Raw genomic sequence first — 14,586 nt, 5'->3', positions numbered from 1 at the left:
TCTTTGAGATTGGGATGGAATGGGCCCGAAGCCGACGGTGGGCTTTGGTTCCCCAAAGCGGTCTGTGATTCAGGTTGCCTTGTAAATCAACCGCAACTGAGAGTTACTATAAAAATGCGTCAATGAACAACCCCGATTACCGCGCGGCTGTCTTCGCAGCAACAGCCAACGATTACGCTGCTGCCAGAGTAGGCTTTGAGAAGCTCATCGCTCAATCGCGAGATGCAGGCGACAACGAATCTTTGGGGTTCCTGCTACACAACCTTGGCGAAGTGGAGGCTCGTGCTGGTTACCCTGACAAAGCACACCAGCTGTACCGAGAAGCGGCTTTGCTTGATCCGTTTAGTCCGCAACCACTGCTCTTCTATGCACAGAGTTTGATCAAGGCATTTGCAGCGCCAAATTTAGTTGAGAGCGTGCTTCAAGAAGCTGAGCAACGTCTAAATTCACCGGCCTTTGACATTCAGCAAGAGCTTCCACGCTCCTACTACGTGCGCCAGTTTGAGCTGCTTCGCGAAGAGCTACGCCGTGCGGCGCCGGCCCCCTGAGCATCAATTGCTGAGTGAATGCTTATCCGTGATGCAACCGACGGCTCTTGGCCGTTGTCTGCCGTTGGTTGTCTGAACCGATAGGCCTTTAACCGTGCTTGGAGCCGCAAATTGTCTTGCCCTTCAGCGCGACCCCGTCCCACTCGCACTCTCCGCCATCTCCAACTGCATCATCACCATGTTGACCAGCGTGTGCACCGAAGGCCGTCCGGTTTCGATCACGTAGTGGGCGGTCTCGCGGTACAGGTGATCGCGCTGGGCGTAGAGGTCGCGCAGCTTGTCCATGGGGTTACCGCCTTGCAGCAGGGGGCGGGTCTTGTCGTGTTTGACGCGCTTGAAGATTTCTTCGGGCGAGGCGCGCAGGTACAGCACGTTGCCGAACTGGCGCAGCACCTCGCGGTTCTCGGGGCGCAGCACGGCGCCGCCGCCGGTGGACAGCACCATGCCGCCGGGCTGCTGGGCCACGTCGGCCAGCACCTGGGATTCGATGTCGCGAAAGCGGGCTTCGCCTTCGGCCTCGAAGAAGCTGCGGATGGTGGTGCCCAGGGTCTGTTCCAGCCGGTGGTCCAGGTCGATGAAGGGCACACCCGCCCGGTGGGCCAGTTGCCTGCCAACGGTGGATTTGCCCGAGCCGGGCATGCCGACCAGTGCGCAGCGAATCTGCATAGGTTCAAAAAAGAGATCTGGGGGACGGGTTTGCGTGCTGCGGGTGGCGCTGCGCCGCGTGCCGTGACTGGACGCCGAGTGTAAGCCGGGGCCTCTGTTGCCATGCGCAGCGGTTGGAACTGGCGCTGCCCCCGCCAGAGACGCCGAGCAAGGGCCGCCCCGCAGCGAGGGCGTCGTCCCCCTGCCCGCGCGCAGCGCGAGAGCGGGGGGAAGCGGCAAAGCCGCTCAGGGGGGTGTCCGAATCACAGTGCGGCGTACACCAGCGCCGGGTACAGCTCGCACAGATACCGCAGCTGGCCGGGCGCCTGGGTGAGCAGGATCGCGAACAGGTCTTCCGCAGGGTCCACAAAAAAGAAGGTGCCGCCCAGGCCGCTCCAGCTGTAGTGCCCGGCCGATCCGGGGCGCGTGGCCTGGCCGGTGGCGGTGCGCACCGCCACGCCCAGGCCAAAACCGTAGCCGGTGGGCAGGATGTCGCCCGCCACGGGCAGGCTGCCCAGGTGGTCGGAGGTCATGAAGTCCACGGTGGCGCGGCCCAGCAGGCGCACGGGGGCGCCAAGGCCGTCGGGCCCGGGGGCGGTGCCCCGGCCCAGCATGAGCTGCAGGAAGCGCGCGTAGTCGCTGGCGGTAGACACCAACCCGCCACCGGCCGATTCGAACATGGGCGGTGCGGTCACGTCGATCAAGGGCATGCCGAGCCCGGTCTGCGGGTCGCGCTCAAAGGCTTCGGCCAGGCGGTGCTGCTGCGCGGCGGGCACCGCAAAGCCCGTGTCGTGCATGCCCAGCGGGCCGAACACGCGGCGTTGCAGGATGGCGCCCAGGCTTTCGCCCTCGATCACCTCCAGCACCGCGCCCAGCACATCGGTGGCCCGGCTGTATTCCCAGCGGGTGCCTGGCTGGTGGACCAGGGGCAAAGGGCCCAGCGCCGCGACCAGATCCGCATTGCTATGGCGGCGCGAGCCGACGCGGGCGGCGCGGTAGGCGTCTGGCACGGTGCCGGCCTCCCACGCGTAGCTCAGGCCGGCGGTGTGGCGCAGCAGGTCGTGCACTGTGGCCTCGCGCTGCACGGGGGCGGTGGTGCCGGTGGCTTCGTCGTACACGCGCTGGCCTGCAAACGCGGGCAGGTAGTGCGCCACGGGGTGCGACAGCAGCAGGCGGCCTTCTTCCATCAGCATCATCGCCACCAGCGAGGCGATGGGCTTGGTCATGGAGTAGATGCGGAACACCGTGTCGGGCGCCATGGCGGGCACCGCCGATGCGGCGCTGGGCGGGCGCTGGTGGCCCACCGCCGTGTGCAGCACGGTGTGGCCCTGGTGATGGACAAGGGCCACGGCACCGGGCAGCAGGCCCTGGTCCACATGGGTTTGCAGCACGGAGCGCAGGCGGGCGAGGGCAGAGGGGTTCATGGCGGCTGGAGGAGGGATTTGAGGCAATTTGGGCCGGTAGCGCTAGTGCATATTGCGCTGGAAGCTATCAAAAAGAGAGCGCACGGGGTAGGCCTTTAATGGGGCTCAGGACGTCGTGCCAGCGGCATGGCTGCGTTCTTGCTCCTGCAGCTCGCGCCACTGCACCTTGCCCGTGCCGGACTTGGGCAGGCTGTCCACCAGCTGCACGATGCGTGGGCTTTTGTAGGCGGCCATGTGTTCGTGGCTCCAGTCGATGATGGACTGCTCGCTCACTTGGCCCTTGAAGGCGTCGCGCAGCACGACCAGGGCCTTCACCGTCTCGCCCCGGCGCTCGTCGTGGGCGGCGATCACGCACACCTCCTGGATCGCAGGGTGGGCGTACATCATGGCCTCGACCTCGGCGGGCCAGACCTTGAAGCCCGAGGCGTTGATCATGCGCTTGAGTCGGTCCACCATGAAGAAGTAGCCGTCCTCGTCCACCTGCGCCAGGTCACCCGTGCGCAGAAAGCGCTTGCCGTCCAGCGTGATAAAGCTGTCGGCGGTGGCCTGTGGGTTGTTCCAGTAGCCCAGCATGACCTGCGGGCCATGCACCACGATCTCGCCAATCTCGCCCGGGGGCAGTTCGGCGAACGTGGCCGGGTCCACCACGCGCGCATCCACATCGAACACCGGGATGCCCAGGCACTGCGGCTTGGGGCGGTGGGGCGGGTTGATGTGGGTGGCGGCCATGGTTTCAGACATGCCGTAGCCCTCCACATAGTCGAGCCCGGTCAGGTCCTTCAGCTGCTGCGCCACGGCCTTGGGCATGGCCGCGCCGCCGCCACGTATGGCCTGGATGCTGCTGATGTCGTAGTCGGCAATGCGCGGGTTGGCCAGAAAGTCCACCACCATGGTCGAGATGGCCTGCCAGATGGTGACCCGGTAACGCTGGATGAGCTGGGCGGCGGCATCGCGGTCCCAGCGCGGCAGTACGACCACGGTGGCGCCCACAAACAGCGGCCCGTTCATGCTGCCCGACATGCCGGTGACGTGGAACAGCGGCAGCACCGTGAGGTAGGTTGAATCCTGCGTGCGCGCAAACCACTGCACGCCGCCCACCAGCGTGCTCATCGCACTGCGGTGCGTGTGCATGCAGCCCTTGGGATGGCCCGTGGTGCCCGAGGTGTAGGGCATCACGCACAGGTCGTCCGGCCCGGTGGTGATGGGGCCGGGGGTGCGCTGCTGCGCGAGCATGTCGCTCCACAGCGTGACGCCCGGGGCATCAATGGCCTGGCGCGGTGCCGACACGAAAGCGGGCACGGACAGGTCGGTGGGCACCTGCAGGTAGTCGCTGTACGCGGCCACGATGAGGTGCTGGAGCTTGCCCTCACCAGACTTCTCGCCCGCCACATCCACCAGCGGCTGGGCCTGTGCATGCAGGTCCTGCGGCACAAAGGCCACGGTGGCGCCGCTGTCGTGCACATAGTGGCGCAGCTCGTCGGTGCGGTTCATGGGGTTCACCGGCACCACCACCGCGTTGGCGCGCAGGATGCCGTAGAACGCCAGAATCCACTGCGGGCTGTTCTGCATGTACAGCAGCACGCGGTCGCCCGCCTTCACGCCACACACCTGCTGCAAGTAGGCCGCAATGTGCTCGGCCTGTTGCTGGAACTGGCGGAAGGTCACCAGCGTGTCGTAGAACACCAGAAAAGGCTTGTCCGGGTAGCGCGCGGCCGACACCTCGGCGTTGTGGAACAGATGGGTCTGCGGCAGCGTGAGGTGGCGCGACAGGCCGGGCGGCCAATGGGCGAGGTGGCGGTCGGACATGGTGACGGAACTCTGGGTTGGTTCGTGCAGGGTACAGGCCGGGCAAAACAGGGCGTAACCCAGGCGAGGGACGGCCAGCAAGGGCCGCCCCGCAGCAAAGGCCGTCGTCCTCCTGAGGGGGAAGGCGCCCAGCGCCTCAGGGGGCTCAGATCAAACTGGCACCACCGTCCACCACGATGCTTTCACCCGTGATGTGCCGCGAGGCGTTGGACGCCAGGAACACCACCGCGCCCTTGAGGTCCTCTTCGCCGCCAATGCGGCGCAGGGGCGTGCGCTCGATCATCGCAGGGCCCAGCTTTTCAATCAGGCCGCTGGCCATTTTGCTGGGGAAGAAGCCGGGGCAGATCGCATTGACGCGAACGCCGTAGTGCCCCCATTCGGACGCCAGCGTGCGCGCAAAGTGCAGCGCGGCGGCTTTGGAGGTGTTGTAGGCAATGGTGTTCATGCCCGGGGGCGTGCCCTTGAGCGCGGCCACCGAGGCCGTGACGATGATCGAGCCCTTGCCGCGCGGGATCATGCAGCGCTTGCCCACTTCGCGCGACAGGAAGAACGGCGCGCTCACGTTCAAGTCCATCACCTTGTGCCAGGCGGCGTCGGGGTAGTCCTCGGCCTTGGCGCCCCAGGTGGCGCCCGCGTTGTTGACCAGGATGTCAATGGTGCCAAAGCGCTCGACCACCTGGTCCACCAGGCCGGGGATGTCCTCGGTCTTTTGGAGGTCGTTCACCACGGTCAGCACCTCGTAACCCTGCGCCTCCAGGTGCTTCTTGGCCTCGGCCAACTCATCGGCCTTGCGCGCGGTGATGGCGAGTTTGGCGCCCATTTCGCCCAGGGCCTCGGCCATCTGCAGGCCGAGGCCGCGCGAGCCGCCGGTGACCAGGGCGACCTGGCCGGTGAGATCGAAGAGTTGCTTGACGCTCATGGAAAAAACGCTTTCGTGCAGAGAGGGGTGAGTTGAGTGAATGCCAAGACCAGCCCGGCGGCTTGTGGCCCGCAGGCTGGGTGAGGAGGTGCGGCTGGGGCGGCGGTGGCCGCTGTGTCAATGGCGGTCGAGTCAACCGACAGCGCCCCATGCTAGCCCTGCCCAGGCACCGTGTAAAACCGGTGCTGTCACCTTTGAAACTCTGTGCGATGCATCCGGCACGGTGCGTGTGGGACAGCGCCTACCCCGCCTCGCGGCTGCGGCGGATGGATGGGGCCGCCGCCAGGCCTTACGCTCGCGGGGATGACCGCGCCCCCTCCGTCCCTGATGGCGACTTCGCTTGCCCGCATCGCCCAGCCCCTGTTGCCCCTGTGGCGCCTGGTGCAGCCGTTCTGGCGCGCCGCGCAGATGTGGCTGGACGCCGATGGGCTGCGCATGAGCGCGGCCATGTCGTTCTACGGCATGCTCAGCCTGGCGCCCCTCCTGCTGCTGTTGGTGGGCGTGCTGGGCTGGTGGGTGGACCGCAGCTACCTGGAGAGCAGCCTGGTCGCCCAGGTGCAGTCGGTGATGGGCCAGCAGGTGGCCGATGTGGTGCGCCAGGCCATGGCCAGCGCCCAGGCCCCGTCCGAGGGGCGACTGGCATCGGCCATCGGGTTTGTGGTGCTGGTCTCGGGCGCCACCGGGGTGTTTGTGGAGTTGCAGTCGGCGCTGGAGCGGCTGTGGCGCCGGGATGGCTACACACCTCCCCAGCGGGCCGCGTGGTGGCGCATGGCGTCGCTGCGGCTGCGGGGGCTGGCCTATGTGCTGGCGCTGGGCTTTTTGCTCATGGTGTCGCTGGCGCTGTCCACGCTGATCCACCTGTTGGCGGGCTGGGCGGGAGAGCGGCTGACCGTGGCACACCTGCCCACCTTGGCGCCCCTGGCACCGTTGCTGCAGGTCGTCAACGAAGCCATTGCCTTCGGGTTTGCGGTGGCCCTGTTTGTGGGGCTCATGCGCATCGGCGCGGGCCCCAAGCCGTCGCTGCGCTACCTGGTGATGGGCGCCGTGGTGGGGGCCACGCTGTTCACGGTGGGCAAGCAGCTGCTGGCGTGGTACCTGTCCACGGCAGCCGTGGTGTCGGCCTACGGTGCGGCGGGCTCGCTGGTGGTGCTGCTCATGTGGATCTATTTTTCATCGGCCATCCTGCTGTTTTCTGCCAGCTGCGCCCAGGCGCTGGAGCAGGCCTTGCACCCCGGGCCGCGCCGACCGGTGGGCTGGGCCCGGTGGACGGCCGCAGCCCGCGCGCGGGTGCAGGAGCTGTAAATGTTGGCAACAGCGCACAACAAGCGGGGGCCAGCGCGGCGCCCGGGTCGTTCGGGCCGCTGCGATGGTGCCCGTTGCGCTGCTGGGCTGTGCGGGCAGGGGTCATACGCGGGGCCTGGCGCCGCAAGTGCTGGCCAAGGTGGTTTACCGCTGCTTACTGCCGCTTACAAACCGGCCACACCGCAGCGCCCCCCGCTGTGTACCTTTGCACCATCCAGGCCGTTGAAACACCACGGCCCCATTCCGTAGCGGGCGTGCAGCGCACATCTACCTGCCGCCCCGTGCGGATTTCTCCGACATGAACAAGGACATGACCATGAACCTGACTGTTTCTTCTCCTGCCTCGCCCGTACCCGCAGCAGCCCCCGCCGGACCAGCCCTGAAATGGATGTGGGCGGCCATTGGCGCGCTGGGCGTGAGCGTGCTGGCCTTGGGCGCCACCCTGGTGATGCAAAACCGTACGCCCTCGGCAGCAGCCGATGCGACAGCCCCCGCCACCCTGGCGGCGGCCCCCCGCACGCCCGAATCCGAGATCATTGAAGAAAAACGGGCCCAAGCGCCGGTTGTACCTGCCCAAAGTGCTATGAATAGCGGAGCAAACTACCGTCCGCAGACCGGCGGCAGCGCAGGCCGATCCGGTGACGTGGCGGGTGGCATGGCCCCAGGGGGCGCTGCGCAGCCCGTGCGCGCTGCAGCCCCTGTGTGCCGCAGCTGCGGCCGTGTCGAATCGGTGCAGGCCGTCCAACAAGCCGCCCCCGCCACGGGCGTAGGGGCCGTGGCCGGTGGTGTGCTGGGCGCCGTTGTGGGCAACCAGATCGGCAAGGGCAGCGGCCGCACCGCTGCCACCGTGCTGGGCGCTGTGGGCGGTGGTTATGTGGGCCACAAGGTGGAAGAGCGCACGCGCACGACCACCGTGTACCAGGTCGCCGTGCGAATGGAGGATGGCTCGCTGCGCCACTTCCAGCGCGCTGAACCCACCGCCGTGGGCACGCCCGTGGTGCTTCAGGGCAAGGGCTTCCGCGTGGACCAGGGCGGCTCGGCCCGTGCTGCAGACCCCTATGCACAACCGCAGCCCCAGCCGGGTGCGGTGCGGGTGTCGGACACCTACTGAGCCCGGCAGTCGCTTCCCCCAAAAAAAAGCCCGCAAACGCGGGCTTTTGTTTTGTTCAGCCGTTGGCTGAGTGCCGCTTGGTGGGCGGGCTACAGCACCACCGGGATCTCGGTCGCAGGCGGGGTGTTGCGGCTGCGTCCACAGCGCACCAGGCCGTCGATCATCACCATGCCAATGCCCGGGATGTCGCCCAGCTGCACGCTCTCCAGCAGCGTGGCGCCGGCGGTGTGCTGGGCGCGGTCCATGAACACAAAGTCCGCCGCGCGGCCCACCTCGATCAGGCCGCAGTTCAGGTTGCGGATCCGCGCCGTGTTGCCCGTAGCAAAGCAGAACACCAGTTCGGCGGGGATGTCGGCAAAGCTCGATATCAGCGCAATCATGCGCAGCATGCCCAGCGGCTGCACGCCCGATCCCGCCGGGCCGTCGGTGCCCAAAATCACGCGGTGCGGGCACTTGAGTTCGATGGCCGCCCGCGCGGCCTGGATGGCAATCTTCTCGTTGCCGTTGTGCACCAGCTCGATCGCGCGGGACGACTTCTCGCACAGCTCGCACACATGCTTCCAGGGCAGCGAGGTGTGGCCGCCGTTGATGTGGCCGATCACGTCGGCATCGGCCTCCAGCACCACGTCCTTGTCGATCAGGCCCGAGCCTGGGATGGACGGTCCGCCCGTGTGGATGGTGCTCTGGATGCCGTGCTTGCGCGCCCAGGCCACCATCTGCTGGGCCTCGTAGCCCGCCTTGACGGAGCCCAGGCCCACTTCGCCCAGCAGCGTCACGCCGGCGTCGGCCAGGTCCTTGAAGTCCTGCTCGGTCATGCCTTTCTCGATGACCGGGGCGCCTGCAATCACCTTCACGCCGCCGGGGCGGAAGTTGTCGAACGAGCGCTGCGCGGTGATGGCCAGCGCCTTCAGGCCCACGATGTCCTTGGGCCGGCCGGGCAGGTGCACTTCACCGGCCGAGACCATGGTGGTCACGCCGCCGTTCATGGTCGAGTCGATCCAGCCGATCTGGTTCTGGCGCGGCGTCCAGTCGCCAAACACGGGGTGCACATGGCTGTCGATCAGGCCCGGCGCCACACAGGTCTGGCGTGCGTCGATCACGGTGTTGGCGTGGTCGGTATCGCAGTCCTTGTAGTGGCCCACGGCCACGATGAGGCCGTCATTCACCACGATGGTGTCGGCGTCGAGGATGGGCCTGTCCAGGTCGCCCGACAACAAAAGACCGATGTTCTGGATGACGACCTTGCCCGATTTGCCGCCTGCTGCTGCTTCTGCCATGGATTCTCCTTGTGGGGTGGTGGGCGGGGCACCACGCGGCACCCCGCAGGGAAAAATCTCTTGTTGATTCAGGCCGCTGCCCTGCCCTTGGGCAGGCTGGGGCCGGGTGCCACGGTGCGTAGCACGCTGTCGATGACAAACGATTCCCAGTGCGCCAGCGCGTCGGGCGTCTCCAGGTCTTCGCCCAGAAAGGCCGACAGCGTGTGCCGGTTGGACATGTAGAAGTAGCCCGTGGCGGCGATCAGCAGGTACACGTCGCGCGCCGACACGTCCTTGCGGAACAGCCCTTGCGCCTGGCCGCTCTCCAGCACGCGGCGGATCACCTCGATGGCGGGTGACGAGTATTCGCGGGCGCGCATCGACTTGGAGATGTGCTTGCCCTTGTGCAGGTTCTCGGTGTTGAGCAGCGTGATGAACTCGGGGTTCTTGCGGTAGTAGCCCACCACAAAGCGGATCACCGCCTGCAGCGCCTCGACCGGCTTGGCGGTGTCCAGGTCCAGTTTGGATTCCGCGTCGTTCATGCGCCGGTAGGTTTCCTCCAGCACTTCGATGAACAGGCCTTCCTTGCTGCCGAAGTAGTAATAGATCATCCGGTCGAAGGACTTGGCCGCCTTGGAGATCTTCTCCACGCTGCCGCCTTCGTAGCCGTAGCGGGCGAACACCTTGGTCGCCGCCTTCAGGATGTTGTCGCGCGTGGTCTGTGCGGCCTGCTCGCGCACGCCCGTCTTGCGGGCAGAGGCTGCGCGGGGGGACGCGGTCCGGGTCTTGGTGGGAGTGGCAGACATGGCGGGTCCTGGTGGATGAGGCGGGCCCCCGGTAAGGGGGCCGCCGGGGGATCACTGCTCTGCGAACGCGCGCTCGATCACGAAGTCGCCGGGCTTCGTGGTGTTGCCTTCCTTGAAGCCACGCTCTTCCATCATGTGCTTGAGGTCGCGCAGCATTTCGGGGCTGCCGCAGATCATCACGCGATCTTCGGTGGGGTTGAGTGCGGGCAGGCCCAGGTCGCGGGCCATCTGGCCGTTTTCGATCACGGTGGTCACACGGCCCTGGTGCTTGAAAGGCTCGCGCGTCACGGTGGGGTAGTACTTGAGCTGCTTGGTGACCATCTCGCCCAGGAACTCGTGTTGTGGCAGCTCCTGCGTGATGTAGTCGTGGTAGGCCAGCTCCTTCACCTCGCGCACGCCGTGCACCAAGATGACTTCCTCGAACTTCTCATAAGTCTCGGGGTCGCGGATCAAGCTCAGGAACGGGGCCACGCCCGTGCCGGTGGAGAGCATGTACAGCCGCTTGGCGGGCAGCAGGTAGTCGATCAGCAGGGTGCCTGTGGGCTTCTTGCCGACCACGATGGTGTCGCCCACCTTGATGTGCTGCAGGCGCGAGGTCAGCGGGCCGTCGGGCACCTTGATGGAGAGGAACTCCAGGTGCTCTTCGTAGTTGGGGCTCACGATGCTGTAGGCGCGCAGCAGGGGTTTGCCGTTTTCGCCGCGCAGGCCAATCATCGTGAAATGGCCGTTGGAGAAGCGCAGCGCGGTGTCGCGCGTGGTGGTGAAGGAGAAAAGGCGGTCCGTCCAGTGGTGGACCGTCAGGACGCGTTCGTCAAGAAAGGCGCTCATGGTGCGTTAGATGGAAAAGTTGGAAGCAAATAAGGAATTTGGCTGAAGAGCAGGGCCCCGTGCGCTCTACAGCGCAATGTTCAGGCCTGAAAGCTTGTGGCTCACAACCCTCCATTGTTCCGCATCTGGCAAAGCCGCTTTTCTTTTGGTGATTGTGGGGAGTGTGGGCGCCAGCTTTTTGTTGAACTGCAGAAAGATTTCCATGCCTTCGGGCAGGTCGTCTTCGGCATAGATGGCGTTGGCCGGGCACTCCGGAATGCACACCGCGCAGTCGATGCATTCGTCCGGGTCAATGACCAGGTATTCCGGCCCTTCCTTGAAGCAATCGACAGGGCACACATCGACGCAGTCGGTGTACTTGCACCGAATGCAGGCGTCTGTCACAACGTGCGTCATTTTGGGGCTCCTCATGCACCATTTTTGGGGGCGCAAAAACACCATTGCAGAGTCTGGTTGATTCCGCTACATTGACATCGAATGTAGTGTTCACAACATTTAAGTTAAGTGAATGCTACACAAAATGCAATGCGCGTACAAGCACTTGCCACAATGCAATGAATGGGCCGCCACGATGACTGAACACACCAAGACCGACGGGCTACCTGGCATGGATGCGCCGGATCTGCCGCAGGTGCTCGAGCGCGCCCGGCCCCGCAACGAGCGCATGAACGCTGCCAAGGTCGAGTGCAATGCGTGTCCGGTGCTGTGCCAGATTTCCGAAGGCCGCGCAGGGGCCTGCGACCGTTATGCCAACCACGCGGGCGTGCTTGTGCGGCTGGACCCGGTGGTGCTGCTGCGCAAGACCCTGGAGGCGGGCGAGGCCACGCTGGTGCCGTTTGCGGGCCGCGCCCCGGCTGCACAAGACGCTGAGACCGCAGTGGCTTCAGAACCCGCATGGAACGGCGACCTGCTGCTGTCTGAAGAGGTGTTCGTGACGGGCGTGGGCTCGTCCACCACCTACCCCGACTACAAGCCGGCGCCCTTCATCGTGGGTTCCCAGACCGATGGCGTGGACATGGTCACCGTGGTCACCGAGGGCATCTTCAGCTACTGCAGCTTCAAGGTGAAGATCGACACCGACCGCTTCCTCGGCTCCGAGCAGGCCAACGTGCGCTGCAAGGGCGAGGTGGTGGGCCATGTGACCACGGCAGAGTACGGCTCGCAGATGCTGTCGCTGGGCGGTGTGCACCACCTCACGGGTGGCACCAAGAAAGAAGGCCGCATCACCGCCGAGATGATGCAGGCGCTGGGCAACAAGCAGGCGGTGGAGTTCACCATCGACGGCGGCTCGCAGCTCGTGATCCAGGCGGGGCGTGCGCCCATCGTCAACGGTGTGGCCGAGCAGCGCATGCGCGTCGGCTGCGGCTCTGCGGCCATTGGCATCTTTGCGCGCCAGTTCTTCGGCCATGCGGACGAGGTGGTGGTGGTGGACGACCACATCACCGGCGTGCTCACCGAGCACCAGGCGGGTCGTTGCCTCGACATGAAGCCTTCGGGCATTCAGATGCGCGGGCGCAAGTCCACACCGGGCCGTTACTTTCAGGTGGCCAACCCGGGCACCGGCTGGGGCGGCACCGACATTGCCGACCCGCTGTCCATAATTGAGGGCTGGGACGAATCCGTGGCCTGGCCGGGGCTGCGCTTGTTGATGACCTCCACCACCGGCGAGCATGCCTCCTGGTACGTGCTGGACGAGCAACTCCATCCGGTCGAAGCCGAAATGCCTGCCGAGGTGCGCCGTATCGTGGACCGCATCGGCGAAAACTGCGAGCCCTCGCTGGCGTCTGTGCTGTTCCTTGGCGGAGCCGGCGGCAGCCTGCGCGCGGGGGTCACCGAGAACCCGGTGCTGCTCACGCGCTCCATCAAAAACGCGCTGGTCAACGTGACCTGTGGCGGTGCCCCTGCCTATGTATGGCCGGGCGGCGGTATTACCGTGATGGCCGACGTGCTGCGCATGCCGGACAACAGCTTTGGCACCGTGCCCACCCCCGCTATCGTGGCGCCCATCGAGTTCAGCATGCGCCGTGCGGACTACGAAGCGCTGGGCGGGCACACCGAACAGATTCGCAGCCTGCGCGACGTGCTGGAGCGCGGTGCGTGGCACAACGATGGTGCACCGCAGGCGCGCGTGTGGCAGACCTTGCCCGCCGCCAATCCGTGGCCGCTGGGTCGCCCACCTCTGCTGGGTTGATATGAAACACCCCCTTAGTCGCTTCGCGCCTTCCCCCTCCAGGGGGACGACACCCTCGCTGCGGGGCGGCCCTTGCTCGGCGTCTCTGGCGGGGGCCGCGCCGGTGTTTACGGCTGCCGGCGGTGCGCCCTGCGGTGAGTACTGAAACGCACATGCAAGCCGCTCGCAAGCTCCTGTCCGATCGCCGCTGGCATTTCCAGCATGGTCCGATGGACCTCATCCTCCAGGCCGAAGGGGCGCGCGACGCCGTGGCCCAGGCGCACGAACGCGCGTGGCAACGTTTTGAAGGGCTGCTGCAGGAATTGGTTAATGAGCTCCCCAGCCTGCGCGCGCCAGTGGGTGCGCGCTGCACGTTGCAGGGCGTGGTGGCGCGTCGCATGTGGGCCGCCTGCAGTCCCTACCGCGCAGGCTTCATCACATCGATGGCGGCGGTGGCGGGTGCAGTGGCGCAGGAGATTCTGGCCTGCTACGAGCAGCCGGGCATAGACCGCGCCTGGGTCAACAACGGCGGCGACATTGCGCTGCACCTGGCGCCCGGCCAGTCGGTCACGGTGGGGGTGTACGCTGACATCGCCGCACTGAATGCGGCACAGTTGCGCAACGGTTTGGTGCTGGATGGGCAGATTCGCATCGACAGCGCCATGCCGGTGCGCGGTGTGGCCACCAGCGGCTGGCGGGGGCGCAGCCAGTCGCTGGGCATTGCGGACAGCGTGACGGTGCTGGCGCGTACGGCGGCGCAGGCCGATGCGGCGGCAACCATCGTGGCCAACGCGGTGGATGTGGCCGATGCGCGGATTGTGCGCAGGCCCGCGTGGCAGGTGCGGGACGACAGTGACCTGGGGGCCATTCCAGTCACCGTGGAGGTCCCTGCCTTGCCCAGGGAGCTGGTGGCCCGGGCATTGCACCAGGGGCTGCAAAAAGCGCAAGAATTGCAGTCCAGCGGCCTGCTGTGGTTTGCGCTGCTGGCGTGCCAGGGGCAGTTCGTGGCGACCTCGGCGCCCCAGGCGCTGGCGGATGTGGTGTGGCCCCGGGATCCGGCGGTGGAATCGGAAGTTGGTTCAGTATTTGCTTAACGAAATGCACAGGTCTCCAGAATGATCCAGATACGACGCGTTTTCACCCATCTTGAGGAAATCCGGCACGAATTCGGGCCGGTGGCCGACGTGCCGCTGCTGCGCGGCGCCATCGGCGCGGTGCTGACCAACCCGTTTGCGGGGCGGTACGAGCCCGACATCCTCCCCATGATGGACGCGCTGCAGGACGTGGGGCTGGACATGGCCCTGCGCCTGCTCAAGGCCATGGCGGTGCCTGCCGAGCGCATCGAGACCTATGGCAAAGGTGCCATCGTGGGCGCGGCCGGTGAGCTGGAACACGGCGCGCTGTGGCATGTGCCCGGCGGCTACGCCATGCGCGAACTGCTGGGCTGGAAGGGCGACCGCAACGCCTACGCCAAGGGCCAGGCCGAAGAGAAGACGGGGCAGCCCGCGAATGCGCTGTCCATCGTGCCCTCCACCAAGAAAGTGGGCGGCCCCGGTGCAGCGCTGGATGTGCCGCTGACCCATATCAACGCCAGCTACGTACGCAGCCATTTCGACGCGATCGAAGTGCGTGTTCCTGGCGCGCCATCCGCTGATGAGATCGTGTTCATACTTGCCATGACAACGGGCCCGCGCATCCACGCCCGCGTCGGAGGGCTCAAGGCGGCAGACATCAGCCAGTGGAACGGCCTGCGCTGAGCCGCCCGCCGACC

14 protein-coding genes are annotated in these 14,586 nt (G+C 66.2%); 6 read left to right on the top strand and 8 right to left on the bottom strand.

Features of this window, described 5'->3' with window-relative positions; all coding sequences use genetic code 11:
• Window positions 1-122 precede the first annotated feature (122 nt).
• Window positions 123-548, top strand: a complete 426-nt coding sequence (locus tag ASD75_RS23570; protein WP_143227305.1) for a hypothetical protein — start codon at window positions 123-125, stop codon at window positions 546-548.
• Between the two features lie 123 nt (window positions 549-671).
• On the opposite strand, the gene ASD75_RS00700 is transcribed toward ASD75_RS23570, so the two are convergent.
• The 4 genes from ASD75_RS00700 to ASD75_RS00685 all read right to left on the bottom strand — a co-directional run bounded on the left by ASD75_RS00700 (window position 672) and on the right by ASD75_RS00685 (window position 5,342).
• On the bottom strand, window positions 672-1,214 hold the full coding sequence (locus tag ASD75_RS00700; RefSeq protein WP_056742285.1) for a shikimate kinase: 543 nt from the start codon (window positions 1,212-1,214) through the stop codon (window positions 672-674).
• A 242-nt stretch (window positions 1,215-1,456) separates the two neighbouring features.
• On the bottom strand, window positions 1,457-2,617 hold the full coding sequence (locus ASD75_RS00695; RefSeq protein ID WP_056742283.1) for a serine hydrolase: 1,161 nt from the start codon (window positions 2,615-2,617) through the stop codon (window positions 1,457-1,459).
• A 105-nt stretch (window positions 2,618-2,722) separates the two neighbouring features.
• The gene (locus ASD75_RS00690; protein WP_056742281.1) at window positions 2,723-4,423 is read right to left on the bottom strand and encodes a long-chain fatty acid--CoA ligase; all 1,701 of its coding nucleotides are present in this window, start codon (window positions 4,421-4,423) and stop codon (window positions 2,723-2,725) included.
• Window positions 4,424-4,568: 145 nt separating this feature from the next.
• Window positions 4,569-5,342: an SDR family oxidoreductase gene (locus tag ASD75_RS00685; protein WP_056742279.1), complete on the bottom strand. Its 774-nt coding sequence runs from the start codon at window positions 5,340-5,342 to the stop codon at window positions 4,569-4,571.
• Window positions 5,343-5,669: 327 nt separating this feature from the next.
• Here ASD75_RS00685 and ASD75_RS00680 point away from each other — a divergent pair, with 327 nt between their 5' ends.
• Together ASD75_RS00680 and ASD75_RS00675 are read left to right on the top strand one after the other, a co-directional pair.
• Window positions 5,670-6,644, top strand: a complete 975-nt coding sequence (locus ASD75_RS00680) for a YihY/virulence factor BrkB family protein (RefSeq protein ID WP_109790948.1) — start codon at window positions 5,670-5,672, stop codon at window positions 6,642-6,644.
• 316 nt (window positions 6,645-6,960) lie between these two features.
• Window positions 6,961-7,755, top strand: a complete 795-nt coding sequence (locus ASD75_RS00675; RefSeq protein WP_056743123.1) for a glycine zipper 2TM domain-containing protein — start codon at window positions 6,961-6,963, stop codon at window positions 7,753-7,755.
• Between the two features lie 89 nt (window positions 7,756-7,844).
• Here ASD75_RS00675 and ASD75_RS00670 read toward each other — a convergent pair whose 3' ends face one another.
• The 4 genes from ASD75_RS00670 to fdxA all read right to left on the bottom strand — a co-directional run bounded on the left by ASD75_RS00670 (window position 7,845) and on the right by fdxA (window position 11,041).
• Window positions 7,845-9,032, bottom strand: coding sequence for an amidohydrolase family protein (locus ASD75_RS00670; RefSeq protein WP_056742277.1), 1,188 nt, complete (start codon window positions 9,030-9,032; stop codon window positions 7,845-7,847).
• 68 nt (window positions 9,033-9,100) lie between these two features.
• Window positions 9,101-9,817 carry a TetR/AcrR family transcriptional regulator gene (locus ASD75_RS00665; protein WP_056742275.1) on the bottom strand — a complete coding sequence of 239 codons (717 nt, stop codon included), beginning with the start codon at window positions 9,815-9,817 and terminating at the stop codon, window positions 9,101-9,103.
• 51 nt (window positions 9,818-9,868) lie between these two features.
• On the bottom strand, window positions 9,869-10,645 hold the full coding sequence (locus tag ASD75_RS00660; RefSeq protein WP_056742273.1) for a ferredoxin--NADP reductase: 777 nt from the start codon (window positions 10,643-10,645) through the stop codon (window positions 9,869-9,871).
• A gap of 66 nt (window positions 10,646-10,711) precedes the next feature.
• Window positions 10,712-11,041, bottom strand: a complete 330-nt coding sequence (fdxA, locus tag ASD75_RS00655) for a ferredoxin FdxA (protein WP_056057161.1) — start codon at window positions 11,039-11,041, stop codon at window positions 10,712-10,714.
• A gap of 175 nt (window positions 11,042-11,216) precedes the next feature.
• On the opposite strand from fdxA, the gene ASD75_RS00650 reads away from it, so the two are divergent.
• The 3 genes from ASD75_RS00650 to ASD75_RS00640 all read left to right on the top strand — a co-directional run bounded on the left by ASD75_RS00650 (window position 11,217) and on the right by ASD75_RS00640 (window position 14,572).
• Window positions 11,217-12,836, top strand: a complete 1,620-nt coding sequence (locus tag ASD75_RS00650) for a hypothetical protein (protein WP_056742271.1) — start codon at window positions 11,217-11,219, stop codon at window positions 12,834-12,836.
• A gap of 152 nt (window positions 12,837-12,988) precedes the next feature.
• On the top strand, window positions 12,989-13,909 hold the full coding sequence (locus tag ASD75_RS00645; RefSeq protein ID WP_056742268.1) for a UPF0280 family protein: 921 nt from the start codon (window positions 12,989-12,991) through the stop codon (window positions 13,907-13,909).
• Window positions 13,910-13,930: 21 nt separating this feature from the next.
• Window positions 13,931-14,572: an amino acid synthesis family protein gene (locus tag ASD75_RS00640; protein WP_056742266.1), complete on the top strand. Its 642-nt coding sequence runs from the start codon at window positions 13,931-13,933 to the stop codon at window positions 14,570-14,572.
• The last annotated feature ends 14 nt before the right edge of the window (window positions 14,573-14,586 follow it).

The sequence above is a fragment of the Acidovorax sp. Root568 genome (assembly GCF_001427445.1).
In the GTDB taxonomy this organism is placed as follows: Bacteria; Pseudomonadota; Gammaproteobacteria; order Burkholderiales; family Burkholderiaceae_C; genus Acidovorax; species Acidovorax delafieldii.
Note: the sequence above shows the minus strand (reverse complement) of the source record. Positions and strands in the feature narration are given on the sequence as shown.